Source organism: Ramlibacter sp. JJN2-2R (assembly GCF_057747835.1).
Genome location: NZ_CM173226.1, coordinates 2069067 through 2090135, shown reverse-complemented (window position 1 = coordinate 2090135; position 21069 = coordinate 2069067). Strand labels below are relative to the sequence as shown.

At 70.6% G+C, this 21069-nt stretch carries 20 protein-coding genes; 6 read left to right on the top strand and 14 right to left on the bottom strand.

The genetic code is table 11. From position 1 onward, the window contains the following. Nucleotides 1-4: 4 nt before the first annotated feature. The 5 genes from AC3ANR_RS10305 to dusA all read right to left on the bottom strand — a co-directional run bounded on the left by AC3ANR_RS10305 (nt 5) and on the right by dusA (nt 5899). Nucleotides 5-403 carry a RidA family protein gene (locus AC3ANR_RS10305; protein WP_488288021.1) on the bottom strand — a complete coding sequence of 133 codons (399 nt, stop codon included), beginning with the start codon at nt 401-403 and terminating at the stop codon, nt 5-7. Next, on the bottom strand, nt 400-1569 hold the full coding sequence (locus tag AC3ANR_RS10300) for an acyl-CoA dehydrogenase family protein (protein ID WP_488288020.1): 1170 nt from the start codon (nt 1567-1569) through the stop codon (nt 400-402). The genes AC3ANR_RS10305 and AC3ANR_RS10300 overlap by 4 nt, the downstream gene beginning before the upstream one ends. A 65-nt stretch (nt 1570-1634) precedes the next feature. Beyond that, nucleotides 1635-2495, bottom strand: a complete 861-nt coding sequence (locus tag AC3ANR_RS10295; RefSeq protein ID WP_488288019.1) for an enoyl-CoA hydratase family protein — start codon at nt 2493-2495, stop codon at nt 1635-1637. Nucleotides 2496-2517: 22 nt separating this feature from the next. Next, nucleotides 2518-4875: a bifunctional salicylyl-CoA 5-hydroxylase/oxidoreductase gene (locus AC3ANR_RS10290; RefSeq protein WP_488288018.1), complete on the bottom strand. Its 2358-nt coding sequence runs from the start codon at nt 4873-4875 to the stop codon at nt 2518-2520. A gap of 76 nt (nt 4876-4951) precedes the next feature. Then, nucleotides 4952-5899, bottom strand: a complete 948-nt coding sequence (gene dusA / locus AC3ANR_RS10285) for a tRNA dihydrouridine(20/20a) synthase DusA (protein ID WP_488291788.1) — start codon at nt 5897-5899, stop codon at nt 4952-4954. A 171-nt stretch (nt 5900-6070) separates the two neighbouring features. On the opposite strand from dusA, the gene AC3ANR_RS10280 reads away from it, so the two are divergent. Next, on the top strand, nt 6071-6475 hold the full coding sequence (locus AC3ANR_RS10280; RefSeq protein ID WP_488288017.1) for a hypothetical protein: 405 nt from the start codon (nt 6071-6073) through the stop codon (nt 6473-6475). 6 nt (nt 6476-6481) lie between these two features. On the opposite strand, the gene AC3ANR_RS10275 is transcribed toward AC3ANR_RS10280, so the two are convergent. From AC3ANR_RS10275 to AC3ANR_RS10255, 5 genes are all read right to left on the bottom strand, one after another. Beyond that, on the bottom strand, nt 6482-7543 hold the full coding sequence (locus tag AC3ANR_RS10275) for a cytochrome-c peroxidase (protein ID WP_488288016.1): 1062 nt from the start codon (nt 7541-7543) through the stop codon (nt 6482-6484). A 307-nt stretch (nt 7544-7850) separates the two neighbouring features. Then, entirely contained in the window at nt 7851-8546 is a 696-nt protein-coding gene (locus tag AC3ANR_RS10270) for a response regulator (RefSeq protein WP_488288015.1), read from the bottom strand. 161 nt (nt 8547-8707) lie between these two features. Beyond that, nucleotides 8708-9445, bottom strand: a complete 738-nt coding sequence (phbB, locus tag AC3ANR_RS10265) for an acetoacetyl-CoA reductase (protein WP_488288014.1) — start codon at nt 9443-9445, stop codon at nt 8708-8710. Between the two features lie 75 nt (nt 9446-9520). Further along, nucleotides 9521-10702, bottom strand: a complete 1182-nt coding sequence (locus AC3ANR_RS10260; RefSeq protein ID WP_488288013.1) for an acetyl-CoA C-acetyltransferase — start codon at nt 10700-10702, stop codon at nt 9521-9523. Nucleotides 10703-10758: 56 nt separating this feature from the next. Beyond that, entirely contained in the window at nt 10759-12453 is a 1695-nt protein-coding gene (locus tag AC3ANR_RS10255) for a PHA/PHB synthase family protein (RefSeq protein ID WP_488288012.1), read from the bottom strand. Between the two features lie 95 nt (nt 12454-12548). On the opposite strand from AC3ANR_RS10255, the gene AC3ANR_RS10250 reads away from it, so the two are divergent. After that, nucleotides 12549-12836 (top strand): hypothetical protein, encoded by a 288-nt coding sequence (locus tag AC3ANR_RS10250; protein ID WP_488288011.1) that lies wholly within the window; start codon nt 12549-12551, stop codon nt 12834-12836. Here AC3ANR_RS10250 and pgeF read toward each other — a convergent pair. Beyond that, on the bottom strand, nt 12768-13544 hold the full coding sequence (gene pgeF / locus AC3ANR_RS10245; protein WP_488291787.1) for a peptidoglycan editing factor PgeF: 777 nt from the start codon (nt 13542-13544) through the stop codon (nt 12768-12770). The genes AC3ANR_RS10250 and pgeF overlap by 69 nt on opposite strands. Beyond that, nucleotides 13541-14182 carry a maleylacetoacetate isomerase gene (maiA, locus tag AC3ANR_RS10240; RefSeq protein ID WP_488288010.1) on the bottom strand — a complete coding sequence of 214 codons (642 nt, stop codon included), beginning with the start codon at nt 14180-14182 and terminating at the stop codon, nt 13541-13543. Before maiA ends, pgeF begins: the two co-directional genes overlap by 4 nt. Nucleotides 14183-14258: 76 nt before the next feature. On the opposite strand from maiA, the gene AC3ANR_RS10235 reads away from it, so the two are divergent. Both AC3ANR_RS10235 and AC3ANR_RS10230 read left to right on the top strand, forming a co-directional pair. Next, on the top strand, nt 14259-15647 hold the full coding sequence (locus AC3ANR_RS10235; protein WP_488288009.1) for a Rieske 2Fe-2S domain-containing protein: 1389 nt from the start codon (nt 14259-14261) through the stop codon (nt 15645-15647). Next, nucleotides 15644-17122 (top strand): glutamine synthetase family protein, encoded by a 1479-nt coding sequence (locus AC3ANR_RS10230; protein ID WP_488288008.1) that lies wholly within the window; start codon nt 15644-15646, stop codon nt 17120-17122. The genes AC3ANR_RS10235 and AC3ANR_RS10230 overlap by 4 nt, the downstream gene beginning before the upstream one ends. A 33-nt stretch (nt 17123-17155) precedes the next feature. Here the strand turns inward: AC3ANR_RS10230 and AC3ANR_RS10225 are convergent, their stop codons facing one another. Together AC3ANR_RS10225 and AC3ANR_RS10220 are read right to left on the bottom strand one after the other, a co-directional pair. After that, complete coding sequence (locus AC3ANR_RS10225) at nt 17156-17890, bottom strand: YiaD family glycine zipper/OmpA-like lipoprotein (protein ID WP_488288007.1); 735 nt, start codon at nt 17888-17890, stop codon at nt 17156-17158. A 96-nt stretch (nt 17891-17986) separates the two neighbouring features. Continuing rightward, nucleotides 17987-18427, bottom strand: coding sequence for a MarR family winged helix-turn-helix transcriptional regulator (locus tag AC3ANR_RS10220; protein WP_488288006.1), 441 nt, complete (start codon nt 18425-18427; stop codon nt 17987-17989). Between the two features lie 89 nt (nt 18428-18516). Between AC3ANR_RS10220 and AC3ANR_RS10215 the strand changes: the two genes are divergently transcribed. Continuing rightward, nucleotides 18517-19710, top strand: coding sequence for a 3-hydroxybenzoate 6-monooxygenase (locus AC3ANR_RS10215; protein WP_488288005.1), 1194 nt, complete (start codon nt 18517-18519; stop codon nt 19708-19710). A gap of 6 nt (nt 19711-19716) precedes the next feature. Further along, entirely contained in the window at nt 19717-21063 is a 1347-nt protein-coding gene (locus AC3ANR_RS10210; RefSeq protein ID WP_488288004.1) for an FAD-dependent oxidoreductase, read from the top strand. Nucleotides 21064-21069: the final 6 nt, after the last annotated feature.

Genomic DNA, 21069 nt, shown 5'->3' with positions numbered 1-21069 from the left:
TGAATCAGTCCGGCAGGACGGCAGTCACTTCGATTTCGACCTTGGCCCGGTCCTCGATCAGTGCCTTGACTTCCACCGCCGTCATGGCGATGTCGTAGTGGCCGATCAGTTCGCGGAACGCCTCGCCGATGCGCTTGCCTGCCGCCAGGTACTCGCGCTTGTCGGTGACGTACCAGGTCATCCGGACGATATTCTGCGGCTTTCCGCCGGCCGCTTGGAGCACGTCGGCGACATTGCGCAACGCCTGCCGCGCCTGGTCGGCGAAATCGTCGCTGTGGAAGCGGGCCTGCGCGTCCCAGCCGATCATGCCGGCGATGGACAGCAGGCGGCCGCGGGCGATCACCGCATTGGCATAGCCGCGGGGCCGCGGCCAGCCCTCGGGCAAGACGGCCTGGTGGGTCATGGTTTGTCTCCCTGGAGGTCCTTGAGCAGTTCGCGGGCGATGATGAGCTGCTGCACCTCGCTCGCCCCTTCATAGATGCGCAGCGCGCGGATGTCGCGGTAGAGCGTCTCGACCGGCTGGCCGCTCACCACGCCCAGCCCGCCGAACACCTGCACGGCGGCATCGATGACCTGCTGCGCCCCTTCGGTGGCGGTCAGCTTGGCCATCGCGGCCTCGCGCGTGACGGTGCGGCCCTGGTCGCGCTGCCACGCGGCGCGGTAGACCAGCAGCGCCGCGCTGTCGATGGTGGTCGCCATCTGGGCCAGCTTGGCCTGCGTGAGCTGGAAGTCCGACAGCAGCTGGTTGAACATGCGCCGCGTCGTCGCGCGTTGCAGCGCCTCGTCCATCGCGCGGCGGGCGAAGCCGAGGGCGGCGGCGGCCACCGACGTGCGGAACACGTCCAGCGTGCGCATCGCCACCTTGAAGCCCTCGCCCGGCGCGCCGATGCGCTGCGACAGCGGCACCCGGCAGCCGTCGAATCGCAGCCGCGCGAGCGGATGCGGCGCGATCACCTCGATGCGCTCGGCGATCTCGAACCCCGGCGTGCCCGCATCGACGATGAAGGCGCTGATGCCGCGCGCGCCCGGGGCCTCGCCCGTGCGGGCGAACACCACGTAGAAGTCCGCGATGCCGCCGTTGGAGATCCAGGTCTTCTCGCCCTCGAGCACCGCATGGTCGCCCTCGACGTGGGCGCTGCACTGCATGGCGGCCACGTCCGAGCCGGCCTGCGGCTCGGACAGCGCGAACGCCGCGATGGCGTCGCCGCTGGCCACGCGCGGCAGGTAGCGCTCCTTTTGCTCGGCCGTGCCCTGCAGGCTGATGGCGCCCGAGCCCAGGCCCTGCATGGCGAAGGCGAAATCGGCCAGCCCGCTGTGGCGCGCCAGCGTCTCGCGGATCAGGCAGATGGCGCGCGTGTCGATGGCCGCCGCAGCGCCGTGGCCGCCGCCCACCGCGTGCCGCAGCCAGCCGCCGGCACCCAGCGCCTTCACCAGCTGGCGGCATTCGGCGTCGACGTCCTTGCCGTGCGCGTGCGGCACGTGCTGCGCCGCCCAGGCGTCCAGCGCCAGCGCCAGCTCGCGGTGGCGTGGTTCGAGGAACGGCCAGTCGAGGTAGTTACGGTCACTCATGGCGGCCCCGGAGGTTCTCATGCCGGGCCTTCGCCGGGATGACATGCTTCGCCAACGCTTGCATGTCAGTTCCCCTCGAACACGGGCTTGCTCTTCGCGACGAAGGCGTTGTAGGCCCGCGTGAAGTCCTCGGTCATCATGCAGATCGCCTGCGCCTGGGCTTCGGCTTCGATCGCCTGCTCGATCGTCATGGCCCACTCCTGGTGGAGCATGGTCTTGGTGATGCCGTTGGCGAAGGTCGGGCCGGCGGCGATGTCCGTCGCCAGCTTCAGGGCCTCGGCCAGCACCGCCTCGGGATCGCACAGGCGGTTGAAGAAGCCCCAGCGCTCGCCCTCCTCGCCCGACATCGAGCGGCCCGTGTAGAGCAGCTCGCTCGCGCGGCCCTGGCCGATCAGGCGCGGCAGGATGGCGCACGCCCCCATGTCGCAGCCGGCCAGGCCCACGCGGTTGAACAGGAACGCCGTCTTGCTGCGGGCCGTGCCCAGGCGCAGGTCCGAGGCCATGGCGACGATCGCCCCGGCGCCGGCGCACACGCCGTCCACGGCCGCCACGATCGGCTGCGGGCAGGCCCGCATTGCCTTGACCAGGTCGCCGGTCATGCGGGTGAACATCAGCAGCTCCGGCGCCTTCAGCCGCACCAGCGGCCCGATGATCTCGTGCACGTCGCCGCCGGAGCAGAAGTTGCCGCCGGCGCCGGTGACCACGACCGCCTGCACGTCGGTCGCGTAGCGCAGCTGCCCGAACAGGTCGCGCAGCTCGGCGTACGAGTCGAAGGTCAGCGGGTTCTTGCGCTCGGGCCGGTTCAGCGTCACGGTGGCGACCTGGCCCGCCACGGACCAGCCGAAATGGCGGGCCGCGTAGCCGGCCAGGGCGCGGCGGTTGCCGGCGGCCAGCGCCGGGTCGACGCGGGTGCTCTCGTCGTTCATGGAGTCTCCTTGGGATCGGGTCTCAGACGCCTTGCGCCTGGTTGGCCTGCTCGAGCGGCGACAGGCCGGCGGCCTGCGCCGCCATCGCCCGCTCGCGCTCGAGGTTGCGCTCGAGCTGGGTCTTGCCCGAGTGGTACTGCACCGGCCACTGCACGCCGGTGTAGCCGATCTTCGCCGCCTCCAGCAGCGTCCAGGCGGGGTTGGCCAGGTGCGGACGCGCGATGGCGCACAGGTCGGCGCGGCCGGCGGCGATGATGCTGTTGACGTGGTCGGCCTCGGAGATCGCGCCCACCGCCATGGTGGCGATGCCGGCCTCGTTGCGCACGCGGTCGGCGAACGGGGTCTGGTACATGCGGCCGTACACGGGCTTCTGCTTCTTGCTCACCTGCCCCGACGAGCAGTCGACCAGGTCGCAGCCGGCCGCCTTGAACGCGCGCGCGATCTCCACCGCGTCGTCCGGCGTGATGCCGCCTTCCACCCAGTCGTGGGCGGAGATGCGCACGGACATCGGCAGCTGCTCCGGCCAGGCTGCGCGCATCGCGCGGAACACTTCCAGCGGGTAGCGCAGCCGGTTCTCCAGCGAGCCCCCGTACTCGTCGGTCCGCAGGTTGGTCAGCGGCGAGATGAAGCTCGAGAGCAGGTAGCCGTGCGCGCAGTGCAGCTCGAGCCAATCGAAGCCGGCCGAAGCGGCCCGCTGCGTGCTGCGCACGAAGTCGTCCCGCACGCGGTCCATGTCGTCGCAGGTCATCGCGCGCGACCAGTCGCTCACGCCGTCGATGTACTGCTGGGGCGACGCGGACAGCAGCGGCCAGTTGCCCTCGGCCAGCGGCTGGTCCTCGCCCTCCCACGGCACCCGCGTGGAGCCCTTGGCGCCGGCGTGGCCGAGCTGCATGGCGATCTTCGCGTCGGTGCTGCCGTGCACGAAGTCGACGATGCGCTTCCAGCCGGCCTGCTGCTGCTCGTTCCACAGGCCGGGGCAGCCGCGGGTGATGCGGGCATCGGGCGAGGGGCAGGTCATCTCGGCCACGACCATCCCGGCCCCGCCCATCGCGCGCGCGCCCAGGTGCACGAGGTGGTAGTCCGCCGGCACGCCGTCGACGCACGAGTACTGCGCCATCGGGGAGACCACGACCCGGTTCTTCAGCGTGGTGCCGCGCAGCGTGAACGGCGTGAACATGGGCGGCACCGGCTGCTGCATCGGCGTGCGATGCACCCCGGCGGCCTGCGCGATCCAGTCTTCGTAGCGCTCCACGTAGCCCTTGTCGCGCAGCCGCAGGTTTTCGTGGCTGATGCGCTGGCTGCGGGTGAGCAGCGAATAGGCGAACTGCGGCGCCGGCAGGTTGACGTAGCGCGCGACGTTCTCGAACCACTCGGTCGAATTGCGGGCCGCGTTCTGGATCTTGAGCACCTCGACGCTGCGCACCGCCTCGTAGTCGGCCAGCGCGCGGTTCAGGTCGCCGTCCGAGCGCCCGATGCAGCGCGCCAGCTCGATCGCGTCCTCCAGCGCCAGCTTGGTGCCCGAGCCGATCGAGAAGTGCGCCGTGTGCGCGGCGTCGCCCATCAGCACCACCGGCTGGCGGCCGTTGTGGTGCACCCAGGTCCTGCAGACCACGCGCGGAAACCGGATCCACTGGGCCGAGCCGCGCAGGTGGGCGGCGTTGGACATCAGCGGATGGCCGTCGAGGTACTTCGCGAACAGGCGCTCGCAGAAGGCGATCGACTCCTCCTTCTCCATCCGGTCCAGGCCGGCCTTGCGCCAGACCTCCTCCGGCGCCTCGACGATGAAGGTCGAGGTGTCGCCGTCGAACTGGTAGGCATGCGCCTGGAACCAGCCGTGCTCGGTTTCCTCGAAGGCGAAGGTGAACGCCTCGAACCGCTTGTGCGTCCCCAGCCAGACGAAGCGGCACTGCCGCAGGTCGATGTCGGGCTGGTAGGTGGCGGCGTACTTGGCGCGGATGCGGCTGTTGAGGCCGTCGCTGGCGATCACCAGGTCGGCGTCGGGATACTGCTCGTCGCCCTGCACGTCGGTCTCGAACACCAGCCGCACGCCCAGGTCCTCGCAGCGCTTCTGCAGGATGTTGAGCAGCCGCTTGCGCCCGATGCCGCAGAAGCCGTGCCCGCCCGAGCGGATGCGCTCGCCGCGGATGTTGACCTCGATGTCGTCCCAGTGGTTGAAGGCGCCCAGGATCTCCCCCGCCGTCGCCGGGTCGGCCGCCTGCAGGTTGCCCAGCGTCTGGTCGGAGAACACCACGCCCCAGCCGAAGGTGTCGTAGGGCTTGTTGCGCTCCACCACCGTGACCTCGTGCCGCGGGTCCTGCTTCTTCATCAGGAGCGCGAAGTACAGGCCGGCCGGGCCGCCACCGATGCAGACGATCTTCATGATTGCTCCAAGCCTGGATATTTGAAGTTTAAAGTATTTGGCCGCGCCGGGCCATGCGGGCTGGCGCCGCGGCGGCTCAGGCCGCCTGGGCGGCGGCGGGCTGGTGGGCCAGCGCCATCACCTCGCGCGGGTCGACGCCCTTGAGGCGATGGTCGCTCCAGACCTGGCGCCAGCGCCGGGCCCCGGGCAGGCCGTGCCGCAGCCCGAGCATGTGGCGGGCGATCGACGACCAGGCCGTGCCGTGGTACCGCGCCTCTTCCACCATGTAGTCCACCATCGCCTGCTCCACGGCCTCGCGCGTGACGCCCGCGCCGGCGTCGCCGAAGAACGCCTCGTCCCAGGACGCGAGCCACCAGGGGTTGTGGTACGCCTCGCGCCCCACCATCACGCCGTCCAGCCGCTGCAGCTCGCCTTCGACCTGTCCGCTGGTGGTGATGCCGCCGTTGACCACGAACAGCAGGTCCGGGAAATCGCGCTTGAGGCGGTGCACGGTGTCGTAGCGCAGCGGCGGCACCTCGCGGTTCTCCTTCGGCGACAGGCCCTTGAGCCAGGCGTTGCGGGCGTGGACGATGAACACGCGGCAGCCGGCGCGCGCGACCGTGCCGACGAAGTCGCGCACGAACTCGTAGCTCTCCACCTTGTCGATGCCGATCCGGTGCTTGACCGTGACCGGGATGCCGACGGCGTCCACCATCGCCTTGACGCAGTCGGCGACGAGTTGCGGCTCGGCCATCAGGCAGGCGCCGAAGGCGCCGCGCTGCACGCGCTCGCTGGGGCAGCCGCAGTTCAGGTTGATCTCGTCGTAGCCCCAGCGCTCGCCCAGGCGGGCGCAGTGCGCCAGGTCATCCGGCTCGCTGCCGCCCAGTTGCAGGGCCACCGGATGCTCCGCCTCGCCGAAATCCAGGTGCCTCGGCACGTCCCCATGCAGCAGCGCACCGGTGGTGACCATCTCGGTGTAGAGCAGCGCATGCCGGCTGAGCAGGCGGTGGAAATGACGGCAGTGGCGGTCGGTCCAGTCCATCATGGGCGCGACCGACAAGCGCCAGCGGACGGGGTCGGGAAAGGAACTCACGGGCGTGATCGTAAAGGCCCGCGCTTGGGCAGCCTTCCTACAGGGGCAAGCCTCGCCGGACGACACGCCGGACGGCATGGCGGCGCTGGAATGGCAGGCAAGGAATCCGGGAAAAGAACCTCCATGAAACCTTTCGAGCTCAGCCGCGACATGCTCAACCTGCGCGGGCAGTTCTACCCGACGGGCCACATCCTCGTGATGCTGCCGGATGCGCCGGCGGCCGAGGCCGCCGCCCGCGCGCTGGTCGACGCCGGGCTGGCGGACGACGACATCAGCCTGATCCCGCCGGACCTCATGCTCGCCGAGGTCGTGCGCACCGTCGGCAGCTCAGGCGCGACGCTGCCCTCGCCGGGCACCGAAGCGGACACCGTGCGGCGCTACGCACAGTACGCCTCCCAGGGCCACCACGCGCTGCTGGTGCGGGCGCCCGACAACGAGGACAGCGAGCGGGTGATGGGCGCCCTGCGGGGCCATCCCGTGTCCCATGCCCAGAAGTACCGCATGCTGGTCATCGAGGACCTGGCCTGAACCGTGTCACTGCAGCCGCGCGGACTCGATCTCGGGCCGGAACGGATCGCTGAAACGCGGGTCCACCGCCAGCACCGGGTCGCTGAGCGTCTTCAGGAAGGCGACCAGCGCCGCCTTGTCCTCGGCCGACAGGTTGGGCTTCAGGGCCGTGCCGTCGGGGCCCTTCAGGCGGCCATCGAGCCCCGGACCGTCCTGCACGCCGGAGCTGTAGTGCTCCACCACCTCCTCGAGCGAGGCAAAGCGGCCGTCGTGCATGAAGGCGCGCGACATGGCAACGTTCTTGAGCGAGGGCGACTTGAAGCGGCGAGCCTCGCCGGCATCCAGGCCGTTGTTGCCGGAATTGCCGAGCGCGAAGGTCGGCGGCTGGTGGCAGGCGGCACAGTTCTGGCCGCCGTCGGCGCGGCTGGCCATGAACAGCTGGCGGCCCCGGTTTTCCTGCTCCGTGAATCCCGGCAGCGGTTTGTTCACCCCCTTGTCGGCGAGCGCCGGATCGAACACCTGCGCGAACGCATCGTCCCAGCGGCTGTGCGTCGACACCATGCCGCGGATGAACTGGGCGAGCGCCGCCTGCACGCGCTGCTCGTTCACCGCGGGATCGCCGAAGGCGGCGGTGAACAGGTCCACGTAGTAAGGCAGAGCCTGCAGCCGCTGAACCGCCGCGGACATGCCGCCGTGCGCGGGGTCGAAGCCCATTTCCACCGGATGCTGCACGGGCATCGTGCTCTGCGCCTCCAGCGACGCGGCGCGCTTGTCCCAGAACATGGTGCCGGGCTGGTAGTAGCGCAGGTTGGCCAGGCGCATCGCGTGCGCGGTGGTCAGGCCGCCGTCGAAGCCGGTCGAGAAGCGCGTCCCGTCGCCGAAGTCCTCGGCCTGCTTGTGGCACGACGCGCACGAGACCGCGCCGTTCCGACTGAGTTGGCGGTCGTAGAACAGCACCCGGCCCAGCGTCGCCATCACCGGCGTCTCCTTGATGCCGGCCGGCGTGTTGTCCGAGGCGACCGCGGACTGGAAATGCGGCGGCAGTTGCGGCGTGTAGTCGGGCAACTGTCTGGGATCGAGTTTCAGCACGCTCGCCGAGGGTGCTGACAGCACCAGCGAGCTGCCGGGCGACGTGGAGGGTGGTGCGGCTGCGGCCGCCGGTTCACTGCTGCCGGCGGAGGCGGCCGTCGCGGGGCCGGCTCCACTGCCGCCGCCACCCCCGCAGCCCGCGATGAGGGCAGCGGTGGCGGAAGCCGCGAGAACGTGGCGCAGTGTCTGCGTGTAGCTCAGGTGCATCTGTCCTTCCAATCGAATGGGCGAAAGTCGGCCATTCTTGGAAGCGACTGTGGATGGATTGCGGAGGAACCCCGCAGGCCCGGCTCACCCTGCCGTCGCGCTAGCCGGCCGCGGACAGGCCCGGATCGAAGCGGTAGCCGGCGCCGTACACCGCCACGATGGCACCGGCGTCGGGGCGCACCGCCTCGATCTTGCGGCGCAGGTTCTTCACGTGGCTGTCGACCGCGCGATCGCTCGCGGGCCGCAGGAAATCGTCCGGCGCATCGAGCAGGTCCTCGCGCGAGAACACGTGCCCGGGGCGGGACAGGAGCTTGCGCAGCAGCCGGTATTCCTGCGGCGTGAGCGCCAGCCAGTCGTCGCCGCACGCGATGCGGCGGCTGGCCTCGTCGATGCGGAAGCCGTGCTGCGACACGCCCGCTCCCAGCCGGCCTTCCGAGCGCCGCAGCTGCGCCTTGATGCGCGCCACGACCTCGCGCGGGCTGTAGGGTTTGCACACGTAGTCGTCAGCGCCGACCTCCAGGCCGAGGGTGCGGTCGATCTCTTCCACCCGGCCGCTCACCATGATGATCGGCACCGCCGAAAAGCGGCGGATCTGGTGGCACACCTCGATGCCGTCCAGGCCCGGCAGCGTCACGTCCAGCAGGACGACCGCGGGCTCGGCGCGGCGCACTTCGGGCTCGACGTGCAGGCCGTTCATCACCACGGTGGTGGCATAGCCCTGGGACTGGAGGTAATCCGACAGCAGCGCGGATCCGCGCGCGTCGTCGTCGACGATCAGGATTCTTCTTCGCGTCACTTTGTTGTTGGACCGGACCCGGCGCCTGCTCTGGGGCGCGCTGCGACCGGCGAATTGTGGACAAGCACTCCACAATGCAGGAAGCCCGCGCGCGGCGGGCTTCCAAGTTGTGACGGACGTGACATCCTGAACCGGAACTCTTCGTCCCGGCCGGGCAGCAGCTAGCCCATGTGCAGGCCGCCGTTGACCGAGAAATCGGCCCCGGTGGAGTAGCCGCTCTCGTCCGAGGCGATCCACGCGATGATGGAGGCGATTTCCTCCGGCAGCCCCAGCCGCTTGACGGGGATGGTGGCGACGATCTTGTCCAGGACGTCCTGCCGGATCGACCTGACCATGTCGGTGCCGATGTAGCCCGGGCTGACGGTGTTGACCGTGACGCCCTTGCTCGCCAGTTCCTGCGCCAGCGCCATCGTGAAGCCGTGCATGCCGGCCTTGGCGGCCGAGTAGTTGGTCTGGCCGGCCTGGCCCTTCTCGCCGTTGACGGACGAGATGTTGATGATCCGCCCCCAGCCGCGTTCGACCATGTCGCCCACCACCTGCTTGGTGACGTTGAACATGGAATTGAGGTTGGTCTCGATGACGGCGTCCCAGTCCTCGCGCGTCATCTTCAGGAACATGCGGTCGCGCGTGATGCCGGCGTTGTTCACCAGCACGTCGATGGCGCCATGTTCGGCCTTGGCCTTCCCAAACGCCTCGAGCGTGGAGTTCCAGTCGCCGACGTTCCCGACCGAGGCGTGGAACGTGAAGCCCTTGGCCTTCTGCTCATCCAGCCACTTGCCGAAGTCCCGGGTGGGGCCGCAGCCGGCGATGACCTTGAAGCCTTCCTTGTGCAGGCGCTGGCAGATGGCGGTGCCGATGCCCCCCATGCCGCCGGTGACGTAAGCAACCTTCTGAGCCATTGTTCTCTCCTTGCAATTTGCGACAACTCGCCGGGCGGGCGCGCCGCAAGCGGCGCCTCGAACCACTCTAGCCAATCAACCCCGTTCGACGGCGAGGGAAACCCCCATGCCGCCGCCGATGCACAGCGCGGCCAGGCCCTTGCGTGCCTCGCGGCGCTGCATTTCGTGCAGCAGGGTCACCAGGATGCGGCAGCCCGATGCACCGATGGGGTGCCCGATCGCGATCGCCCCGCCGTTGACGTTGACCTTTGCAGGATCGATGCCCAGTTCCTTGTTCACGGCGCACGCCTGCGCGGCGAACGCTTCGTTCAGCTCGAACAGCTGCACGTCCTGCACGTTCCAGCCGGCGCGCTGCAGCGCCTTGCGCGAGGCGGGCACGGGACCCATGCCCATGGTGGCGGGATCCAGGCCCGAGGTGCCGAAAGCGGCGATGCGCGCCAGCGGCTGCAGGCCCAGCGCAGCGGCCTTCTTCGCGCTCATGACCACCACCGCGGCGGCGCCGTCGTTGATGCCCGAGGCGTTGCCCGCCGTCACGCTGCCGGCCTTGTCGAAGGCGGGGCGCAGCCCGGCCAGTGCTTCGGCGCTGGTCTTCTTGTTGATGAACTCGTCGTCCGCGAAGACGACCGGCTCGCCCTTCTTCTGCGGGATCGACACCGGCACGATCTCGTCCTTGAACTTGCCGGCCGCCTGGGCCGCCGCGGCCTTCTGCTGGCTGGCCAGGGCCAACGCGTCCTGGGCGTCCCTCTGGATGCCGAACTGCCTGGCGACGTTCTCGGCCGTGATGCCCATGTGGTACTGGTTGTAGACGTCCCACAGGCCGTCGACGATCATCGAATCGATCATCTTCCAGTCGCCCATGCGCTGGCCCTCGCGCGAGTTCATGAGCACGTGCGGCGCGGCGCTCATGTTCTCCTGCCCGCCCGCGACCACGATCTCGGCGTCGCCCCAGGCCACCGCCTGCGCGGCGAGCATCACCGCCTTCAGGCCCGAGCCGCACACCGCGTTGATCGTCAGCCCCGGCACCTCGTTGGGCAGCCCGGCCTTGAGCAGCGCCTGCCGCGCCGGGTTCTGGCCCGAGCCGGCACAGAGCACCTGGCCCATGATGACCTCGCTCACCTGCGCCGGGTCGACCTTGGCGCGGGCGAGCGCCTCCCGGATGGCGATGGCGCCGAGCTCGGGCGCGGGGATCTTGGCGAGCGAGCCGCCGAACTTGCCGACGGCGGTGCGCGCGGCCGAGACGATGACGATGTCTTCCATGGGATTCTCCTGGTGGATCGGGAGCGAAATCCGGGGCGGGCCGTGGCGCGGACCGCTCAGGCCTTGACCTTCACGTAGCGGCCCGGCGCCGGCTCGATGGCCTGGTAGGCCGAGCCCTTGCCGTAGCGCTTGGGCGCCGCGACCTGCTTGCCGCCGTGCGGCGCGAGCCAGGCGGCCCAGTCCGGCCACCAGCTGCCCGCGTGCTCGGTGGCACCTTCCTGCCACTCCGCGTGGGTCCCGGGGAGCTTGTCGTTGGTCCAGTACGAGCGCTTGTTCTTCGCCGGCGGGTTGATCACGCCGGCGATGTGCCCCGACGCGCCCATGACGAAGCGCTTCTTGCCGGGCAGGTGGTGGACGGTGGCGTACGCCGCGCCGATGGGCACGATGTGGTCCTCGCGCGAGCCGTACACGTAGACCGGGATGTCGACCTTGCGCAGGTCCAGCTTCTCGCCGCAGACCGTGCACTTGCCGGGCTGGACGAGGTTGTTCTCCAGGTAGGTGTGGCGCAGGTACCAGGCGTACATGGGCCCCGGCAGGTTGGTCGAGTCGCTGTTCCAGTACAGCAGGTCGAAGGCGGGCGGCTTCTCGCCCTTGAGGTAGTTGCCGACGACGTAGTTCCAGACCAGGTCGTTGGGGCGCAGGAAGCTGAACGTGGAGGCCAGCTCCTGGCCCTTGAGCAGGCCGGACTGCCCCATCTGCAGCTCGCGGTACTTGACCATCTGCTCGTCGATGAACAGGTCCAGCACGCCGGTGTCGCTGAAGTCCAGCAGCGTGGTCAGCAGCGTGGCCGAGTGCACCGGCTTCTCGCCGCGCGCGGCCAGCACCGCCAGGGCCGTTCCCAGCAGCGTGCCGCCGACGCAGAAGCCCAGGGCGTTGATCTGCGGCACGCCGCCGATCTCGCGCACGACGCGGATCGCCTCGATCGGGCCTTCGGCCACGTAGTCGTCCCACGTCTTGTGCGACAGGGAGTCGTCCGGGTTGCGCCAGCTGACGACGAAAGTGCGGTGGCCCTGGTCCACCAGGAACTTCACCAGCGAGTTGTCGGGTTGCAGGTCGAGGATGTAGAACTTGTTGATGCAGGGCGGCACCACCAGGAACGGGCGCTCGTGCACCTTGGCCGTCGTGGGCTTGTATTCGATCAGCTGCATGAGCTCGTTCTCGAACACCACGGCGCCCTCGGTGGTGGCGACGTTGCGGCCGACCTCGAACTGGCTCTCGTCGGTCATCGAGACATGGCCCTGCTGCAGGTCGTGCAGCAGGTTCTGCACGCCCTTCGCGATGCTTTCGCCGCGCGTCTCGATCGCCTTCTTCTGCGCTTCGGCGTTGAGCGCGAGGAAGTTGCTCGGCGCGGTGGCCGCCATCCATTGCTCGACCGCGAAGCGCAGCCGGGCCTTGGTCTTGGGGTCGGTGTCGGCGGCGTCCACCAGGCCCAGCAGCGTGCGGCCGTTCAGGAGGTACGCCGCGGCGGAGAACGCCGCCACCGGGTTCTGGCCCCACTCCTGCCCCGAGAAGCGCTTGTCGCCGGCCGCGACGCCGGACAGGCCGTGGTTCCACAGGGTCGCGGCCTCCTGCAGGTACGCCTGCTGCACGGCGGCGAGCTTCTTGGGGTCGAACGCGATGGCGGGGATGCCGGCCGGCTGCCTGGCGGCGGCGCCGACCCCGGGAACGGCCTGCATGGCGCGGGTCCATTGCTCGCCGAGGGCCTGCTGGAACTGCTGGGCGGCCGCAGCCCAGTCTGGTTCAGAATGCATCGTCGTTGTCTCCTGATGTTCTGTCGTTCTTCGGGTTCGCCGAAGTATGCCAGTCGTCATGTTGCACCGCAACATTTCCCAGCCCCTTCCCCCGCATGTACCTCGTCGCGATCGCCTGGCTTTACGTGGTGCTGATGATGTCCGTCGCCGAAGCGACGAACAGCAACGGCACCGTCCTGGGAGCCATCGTCACGTTCCTCTTATACGGGCTCGGGCCCGTCGCGCTTCTGATGTACATCATGGCCACCCCCGCGCGCAAGAAGGCTTTGCGCGCACGCGAGGAGGCGCAGCGCCGCGACCGGGAAGCGGCGGGCTCAGGCCAGCCAGACGCTGGCGGCGAAGCGGCCGCTGATGCGGTCGCGCCGGTGCGAAAAGAACCTTGATGGGTTCGCGACGGTGCACCACCCATCGGTGCCGTCGTTGCCCGAGACGCGCGTGATCCCCAGGCGCGCGAGGCGGCGCCGCGCCAGCGCCGGCAGGTCGGCCAGGAACTTGCCCGCCCCGTGCGGCCGGAAGAACGGCGCCGCGCCGGGATCCCCCGCCGTGAAGGCCGCCAGCACGTCCGCCCCGACCTCGAAGTTCCGCGGCCCGATGCACGGGCCCAGCCAGGCCACGGTGCGATTCGCGGCGGCCCCTGCATCCGCCGCGATCGCGGGCGCCATCGCCGACCAGAGCGCCTCCAGCGCGCCGTGCGCCAGGCCGCGCCAGCCGCAGTGCGCGGCGCCGACGGCCCTGCCCTCGGTGTCGGCCAGCAGCACCGGCATGCAGTCGGCCACCAGGATCGTGCACGCCACGCCGGCCTCGGCGGTCCAGCAGGCGTCGGCTTCGGTGCCGTCCGCCGTCGACGCGGACAGGCGCACGACGCCCGTGCCGTGCACCTGGCGCAGGAACACGGGATGCGCCGCGACCGCGGCGCGGTAGCGGCCGCGGTTGGTGGCGACCGCGGGCGCGGCGTCGCCCACGTGGTCGCCCAGATTCAGGCTCGCATAGGGCCCCGCCGAGACGCCGCCCTCGCGCGTCGAGCACGCGGCATGGACGCGGCCCGCGGGCCAGTCCGGCACCAGCCAGTCGGCAGGCACCCCCACGTTCAGCCTTCGTTGTCCGGGCAGCTGGACGGCTGTGCCTTCTGGAAGGCGGGCAGCTGCATGCACGCTTCGAACGCCGCCATCGTGCGATCCAGCCCCGAGAAGTCGGTGTTGAACCGCTTGCCGTTGAAGATCTGCGGCACCAGGCAGCAATCGGCCAGCGTCGGCGTGTCGCCCCAGCAGTACTTGCCGCGCGGCAGCTGCGCGAGTTCGCGCTCGAACGCCAGCAGGCCATCGCGCACCCAGTGGCGGTACCAGGTGTTCTTGGCCTCCTCGTCCACCTTCAGCTCGCGCGTGAGGTACTTGAGCACGCGCAGGTTGTTCAGCGGATGGATCTCGCAGGCGATCAGCTGGGCGAGCGCGCGCACCTGGGCCCGGCCGACGGGATCGGCCGGCAGCAGCGGCGGCTGCGGGTGCGTCTCGTCCAGGTATTCGATGATCGCCATCGACTGGCCGAGCCGCTCGCCCGCGTCGGTGACCAGCGTCGGCACCAGCCCCGAGGGCGACACCGCGGCGTAGGCTTGCTGGCGGTGCTCGCCCTTGACCAGGTGCACCGGCAGGTACTCGTACGGCAGGCCCTTGAGCTCCAGCGCGATGCGCACGCGGAACGACGCCGAGGAGCGGAAGTAGTTGTGCAGCTTCATGCCGGCAAGGATAAACCGCGCGCGACGCGCCGCTACACTGCCCCGCACGGGCCGCACGGCCGCGCAAGGAGCCCCCATGAAAGCCGAGCAGAACGAGCTGGTCACCCGCATCGGGCCGGGCACGCCCTGCGGCGCGGTCATGCGCCGCTACTGGCAGCCGGTGGCCCTCGTCGACGAGTTCGATCCCGCGCTCGACCCGCGCATGGCGCGCCGCCCGGTCAAGGCGGTGCGGGTGCTCGGCCAGGACCTGGTCCTGTTCCGCGACGAGGCGGGCCGCTGGGGATTGCTCGATCGCGATTGCCCGCACCGCGGCGCCGACCTGGCGTTCGGCCGCCACGAGGGCGACGGACTGCGGTGCCCTTTCCACGGCTGGAAATTCGACACGGCCGGCGCCTGCCTCGAGACGCCCGGCGAGCCCGTGGGCAGCCGCCTGTGCGAGCGGGTGCAGCAGCGCAGCTATCCGGTGCTCGAGCGCAGCGGCATCCTGTTCGGCTGGTTCGGCGAGCCCGGCACCGAGCCGCCGCCCTTCCCCGAGTTCGACTGCTTCGTCGCCCCGGCCACGCACACGTTCGCGTTCAAGGGCCTGTGGAACTGCAACTGGCTGCAGGCGTTCGAGGTCGGGATCGATCCGGTGCACCCGTCGTTCCTGCACCGCTTCCTGAACGACGCGCCGCTGGACGCCATCGGCGACAACCCGGCGGGCAAGCAGTTCCGCAGCGCCAGCGCGGGCGAGGCGTCCGGCGGCGAGCGCTGGCCGATGACGCGCATCATGCGCGAGTTCCACCGGCCCGAGATCAGCTTCGAGCCCCGGCCCTGGGGCCTGCAGCTCACAGCGCTGCGGCCGATGACGGAGGAACTGACACACGTGCGCATCACGCAGGCGATCTTTCCGCACACCTTCGTCATCCCGCTGTCCGAGACCCTCACCATCACGCAGATGCACGTGCCGGTCGACGACACGCACACCTACTGGTATTCGGTCTTCACCAGCTTCGCCGGCCCGGTCGACCGGCCCGCGATGCGCAACCAGCGCCTGCAGTTCATCTCGCTGCCCGACTACGTCCCCAAGTCCGGCCGCCACAACGGCTGGGGGTTCGATCCGCACGAACAGCGCACGCAGACCTACCTGGGCATGGGCGAGGAGGACATCAACGTGCACGACCAGTGGGCGGTGGAGAGCATGGGCGCGATCCAGGACCGCACCCGCGAGCACCTGGGCACCACCGACAAGGTGATCATGGCCAACCGCCGGCTGCTGCTGCAGGCCATCGAGACGGTCGGTGCCGGTGGCACGCCGCCCGGCGCCGCCGATCCCGCCGCGGCCGCCGGGATGCGCGGGCCCGATACCGTCGACGGCATCGCCCCCGCGGGCACCTGGCCGGCCTGGTGGCAGGAGCGCGCGAAGGCCAAGCGCGACGGCGCTCCGTGGACGGCCAGCCCCCACGTGGCCGACGCGACCGCATGAGCAGCTTCGCGCAACGCTGCGGCATCCACGACGCCGATCGGGAACTCGCCTCCCAGCAGGCCGTCCGCCTGGTCGACGCGGCCGGCCTGGAGCTGGTGCGCGTCGCCTGGTGCGACCTGCACGGCGTCACGCGCGGCAAGACGCTCGTCGCCGCAGCGGCGCGGCGGGCGCTGGACGAGGGCGTCGGCATGGTCAGCACGCTGATGCTCAAGGACACCTCGGACCGCACCGCGTTCAAGGTGTTCGAGCCGGGCGGCACCGCCACCCTGCCCGGCTTCGAGTTCGCCAGCAACCTCGTGCTGCTGCCCGATCCGGACAGCTTCCGGCAGCTGCCGTGGACGCCCGCCACCGGCTGGATGCGCGCGCAGCCGTGGTTCCAGGATGGCGCGCCCGTGCCGCTGGACACGCGCCGCGTGCTGCAGCAGGCGCTGGCACGGCTGTCGCAGCAGGGCCTGGCCATGCGCTGCGGGCTCGAAGTCGAGTTCCACATCTACCGCATCACCAGCGACTCGCCGGCGCTCGACCCCGAACTGGCGGCGTGGCCCGGCCAGCCGCCGCAGGTGGTCCTCGTCCACCCTGGCTACAACCTGCTGGCGGAGAACTGGTACGACCTCGCCGAGGAGCCGCTGCGCATCGTGCAGCGCACGGCGCAGGCGCTGGGGCTGCCGCTGCTGTCGCTGGAGGTCGAACTGGGACCGAGCCAGGTGGAGGCGGTGTTCGACGCCACCGACGCGCTCGCGGCGGCCGACAACATGGTCCTGTTCCGCAACGGCGTGCGGCAGGCGCTGCGCCGCGCCGGCTACCACGCCACGTTCATGTGCCGGCCGCCCTTCCCCGAGATCATGTCCAGCGGCTGGCACCTGCACCAGTCGCTGGTGGACGCCCGCACCGGCCGCAATGCGTTCATGCGCGACTCGCCTGCCGAGGGCAGCACGCCGGCGGAAGCCGGCCACACGCTGAGCGACCTGGGCCGCCACTACCTGGCCGGGTTGCTCGCGCACGGGCGGGGGATGGCCGCGTACTGCACGCCCACGGTCAACGGCTTCGGCCGCTTCCGCCCCAACGCGCTGGCGCCGCAGTCCGTGCTCTGGGGCCGCGACAACCGCGGCGCGATGCTTCGGGTGGTGGGTGCCTGCGGCGATACCGGAACGCGCATCGAGAACCGCATCGGCGAGCCCGCCGCCAACCCGTACCTGTACCTGGCCTCGCAGGTGCACGCGGGCCTGGACGGGATCGCGCGCGGGCTGGAGCCGACGCGCGCCACCGACGCACCCTACGGGACGGCCGACAGCCGCCTGCCCACCTCGCTCGGCGAGGCGCTGGACGCGTTGCGCGCGGACGCCGTGCTGGTGGACGGCTTCGGCGCCGCGTTCACCGATTACTTCTGCCGGATCAAGCAGTCCGAGCTGCTGCGCCACGAGCAGGCGCAGGACAAGGCGGACTTCCAGCGCCGCGAGTACTTCTCGCGCATCTGAGGCGCGAGCGCCGCGACGCCGGATGGCCGCGCGTCAGCGCACCTGCCGGGCCGGGATGCCGGGCGAAGCCGGCGCGGCCGGGGCGGCCGGCGCGCTCGCCACGTTGGCGCGCTCACCCAGGAAGATCTCGACGCGGCGGTTGCGGGCCCGGCCCGCGTCCGAAGTGTTGTCGGCCACCGGCTCGTGCGAGCCGCGCCCGGCCACCACGATCTGGCGCGCGTCGACGCCGCGCGCCGCGAGGTAGTCGCGCGCCGCCTCGGCGCGGCGCAGCGACAGCGGATCGTTGATCGCGTCGGAGCCGGTGCTGTCGGTGTGGCCGATGATGCGCACCTCCGTGTTGGGCTGGTTCGACAGGCCGGTGGCGAACTGGTCGAGCACCGGACGCAGGTTGGCCTTGATGTCGGCACGGTTGGTGTCGAACGAGATGTCGCTCGGGATGTTCAGCTTCAGCTGGTTGTCGGGCGTCTGGCTCACCTGGACGCCGGTTCCGACGGTGGCCTGCTGCATGGCCTGCTTCTTCTGCTCCATGTGCTGCGACCAGACGTAGCCGCCGAGCGCGCCCAGGCCCGCGCCGATGGCGGCGCCCTTGGCGTCACGGCCGACCGCGGCACCCGCCACCGCGCCGACGCCGGCGCCGATGGCGGTGTTGCGCGCCGTGGGGCTCATCTGCGGCATCTGCATGTCGGCGCAGCCGGTGGCGAGCGCCGCGGCGGCGAGGCCGGCGCACAGGGCGGCGCGCCGGAACGGGAAACGGATGGAATTGTTCATGGGTCGTCCTTTCGTCAGGTCCTGTTCCCATTGAACGCCGGGCTGAGGTTGCGGGACGACCGACCGATTCCTACGTGCTTGCAGGACGCGTTCCGCTCAGGCACCTTCCTGGTGCCCGCGGACGAGCTTGCCGAGCAGGTCGATGAGCTGCTGTTGCTCGCCCGGCGCCAGCGGGCCGAGGATGCGCCGCTGGGCACGGACCACCGCCCGCTTCATCGCCTGGGCCGCGCGCTCCCCCGCGGGCGTGACCCACAGCAGCTTGCGCCGGCGGTCGGCCGCGTCCGGCTCGCGCCGCACCCAGCCCTTGGCCTCCAGCCGGCCGATGACCGAGCCGAACGTGGCGGCGTCGAACGCCACCTTGCCGGCGAGCGTGACCTGGTCCTCGCCGGGGTCGTCGATCAGGGCGTTCAGGATGGCGAACTGCACCGGCGTCACGTCGTGCTCGCCGGTCTCCTCCATGAACACCGCCACCGCGACCTGGTGGGCGCGGCGGATCAGGTGGCCCGGCGCATGCTCGAAGTCGAAGCTCTTGGCCATGCGGCCGAGTGTAGCCAGCGGCGGCCATTGCCGATGCACGAAATGGTATGTATGCTTAGCATCTTCCCCGCAGACACCGCCTCCCTCCCATGTCATCTCCATCACCCGTGCTCGTCGCCGGCGGCGGCATCGGCGGCCTGGCCGCCGCCTACGTGCTCGGCCGGCAGGGCCTGCCGGTCACGGTGCTCGAGCAGTCGTCGGCCTTCGGCGAGATCGGCGCCGGCATCCAGCTGGGCCCGAACATCTTCCGCATGTTCGAGTACCTCGGCCTGACCGGCGCGATCGAGCAGGTGGCGTTCTTCCCGCCCGGGCTGGGCATGAACGACGTGCGCACCGGCGAGAAGGTGGTGCGCGTGCCGCTGGGCGAGACCGCGCGCGCCGCCTACGGCTACCCCTACGGCGTGATCTACCGCGCGGACCTGCACCAGGTCTTCCTCGACGCCTGCCGCCAGCTCCCCAGCGTGACGCTGCGCACCGGTGCCAAGGTGGAAAGCTTCGAGCAGGACACCCGCGTCGTGCGCGTGCGCCTGGCCGGCGGCGAGGTGCTCGAAGGAGCGGCGCTGGTCGGCGCCGACGGCCTGTGGAGCCGCGTGCGCGAGGCCATCGTCGGCGACGGCAAGCCGCGCGTTTCGGGCCACATCGCCTATCGCGCGGTGCTCAGGCGCGAGGACGTGCCGCCCCACCTGTGGAGCGACGACGTGCTGCTGTGGGGCGGCGAGAAGACCCACCTGGTGCACTACCCGCTGCGGCGCGGCGAGCTGTTCAACCTGGTGGCCGTGTTCCACAGCAACAAGTACGACGAAGGCTGGAACACCTTCGGCGACACGGCGGAACTGAACGAACGCTTCGCCCAGGCAGTGCCGCAGGTGCGCGAACTGCTCGGCAAGATCGAGACCTGGAAGATGTGGGTGCTGTGCGATCGCGAGCCGGTGGCCAACTGGAGCCGGGACCGCGTCACGCTGCTGGGCGACGCGGCCCACCCGATGCTGCAGTACCTGGCCCAGGGCGCCGGCCAGGCGATCGAGGACGCCGTGGTGCTCGGCGAGGCCATCCGGCACACCGCCGGCGACTGGGCGCAGGCGTTCCGCCTGTACCAGCAGGCGCGCTACCTGCGCACCGGGCGCGTGCAGCTGACGGCCCGCTTCTACGGCGACATCTACCATGCGAGCGGCGTCGCGCGCGAGCTGCGCAACCGCCTGTTCCAGAGCGGCCAGGAGTCGGCCGGCTTCGCGGGCCTGAAGTGGATGTACGAAGGCATCGAGCCCACGAGGCTTTTTCTCTGAATCTGAATGATTGAACGCACCCTCACCGAACCCGCCCGCCAGACCGAGATCCATGGCGAGTACGACGTCGTGGTCCTCGGCGGCGGCCCCGCCGGCATGGCGGCCGCGGTCGCGGCGGCGAAGGCCGGCCGCTCCACGCTCCTCGTGGAACGCTACGGCTTCCTCGGCGGCATGGGCACGGCCGCCGGCGTCACCAACTTCTGCGGCCTGCACGCCAACGTCCACGGCCAGATCCGGCGCGTGGTGCATGGCGTGGCCACGGAGCTGCTCGACCGCATCGACCGGCTCGGCGGCCTCAACACGCCCCATGCCCTGTTCGGCAAGACGGTCGCGCAGGCCTACGACACCGCTGCCTACAAGATCGCGGCCGACGAGCTGCTGGCCGCTGCGGGCGTGCACCTGCTGTTCCACGCGCTCGGCGCCGGCGTGCTGATGGCGTCGCCGACCGCCATCCAGGCCCTGCTGGTCGAGACCAAGTCCGGCCGGCGGGCGATCGTCGGCCGCACCTTCATCGACGCCTCCGGCGACGGCGACCTCGCGGCCTGGGCCGGCGTGCCGTACGACAAGGGCGACGGGCACGGCAACATGCTCTACCCGTCGACCATGTTCCGCCTGAACGGCATCGATCCCGAGCGCGCCGGCAAGGCCTGGGAGGTGATCCCCCGGCTGATGCTGCAGGCCGAGGCCGAGGGCCGCTACCGCTTCCCGCGCAAGACGCCGATCGTGCGGCCGCAAAAGAGCGGCATCGAATGGCGCGTGAACCTCACGCAGCTGGCCAACGCGCACGGCAACGCGATGGACGGCACCGACGCCGACGAACTCACGCAGGCCGAGCTGCTGGGCCGGCGGCAGATCGCCGACGTGGCCGGCTTCCTGCGCGAGGTGCCCGGCTTCGAGCGCTCGTACATCGTGGACATCGCGCCGCAGGTGGGCATCCGCGAAACCCGTCGCGTGCGCGGCCACTACCAGCTCACCGAATCCGACGTGCTGGAGTGCGCCAGCTTTGCCGACACGATCGGCGTCAACGGCTGGCCGCTCGAGCTGCACCTGAAGGGCGACGTGGAGTTCCGCTGGCCGAAGATTCCGGAAAGCCGCGGCTTCAACCACCTGCCCTACCGCATGACGGTGCCGCAGGGCATCGACAACCTGTGGATCGCCGGCCGCTGCGCGTCGATGTCGCACGAGGCGCAGTCGGCCGCCCGCGTCACCGGCGCCTGCTTCGTGATGGGCGAGGCAGCCGGCGCCGCCGCGCACCTTGCCTTGCAGGCCGGCACCGCGGCCGCCTCGGTCGACGTGCCGGCCCTGCAGCGCCAGCTGGAGGCGCAAGGCGCCTGGCTCGGCCGCGAGGACTAGACCTGC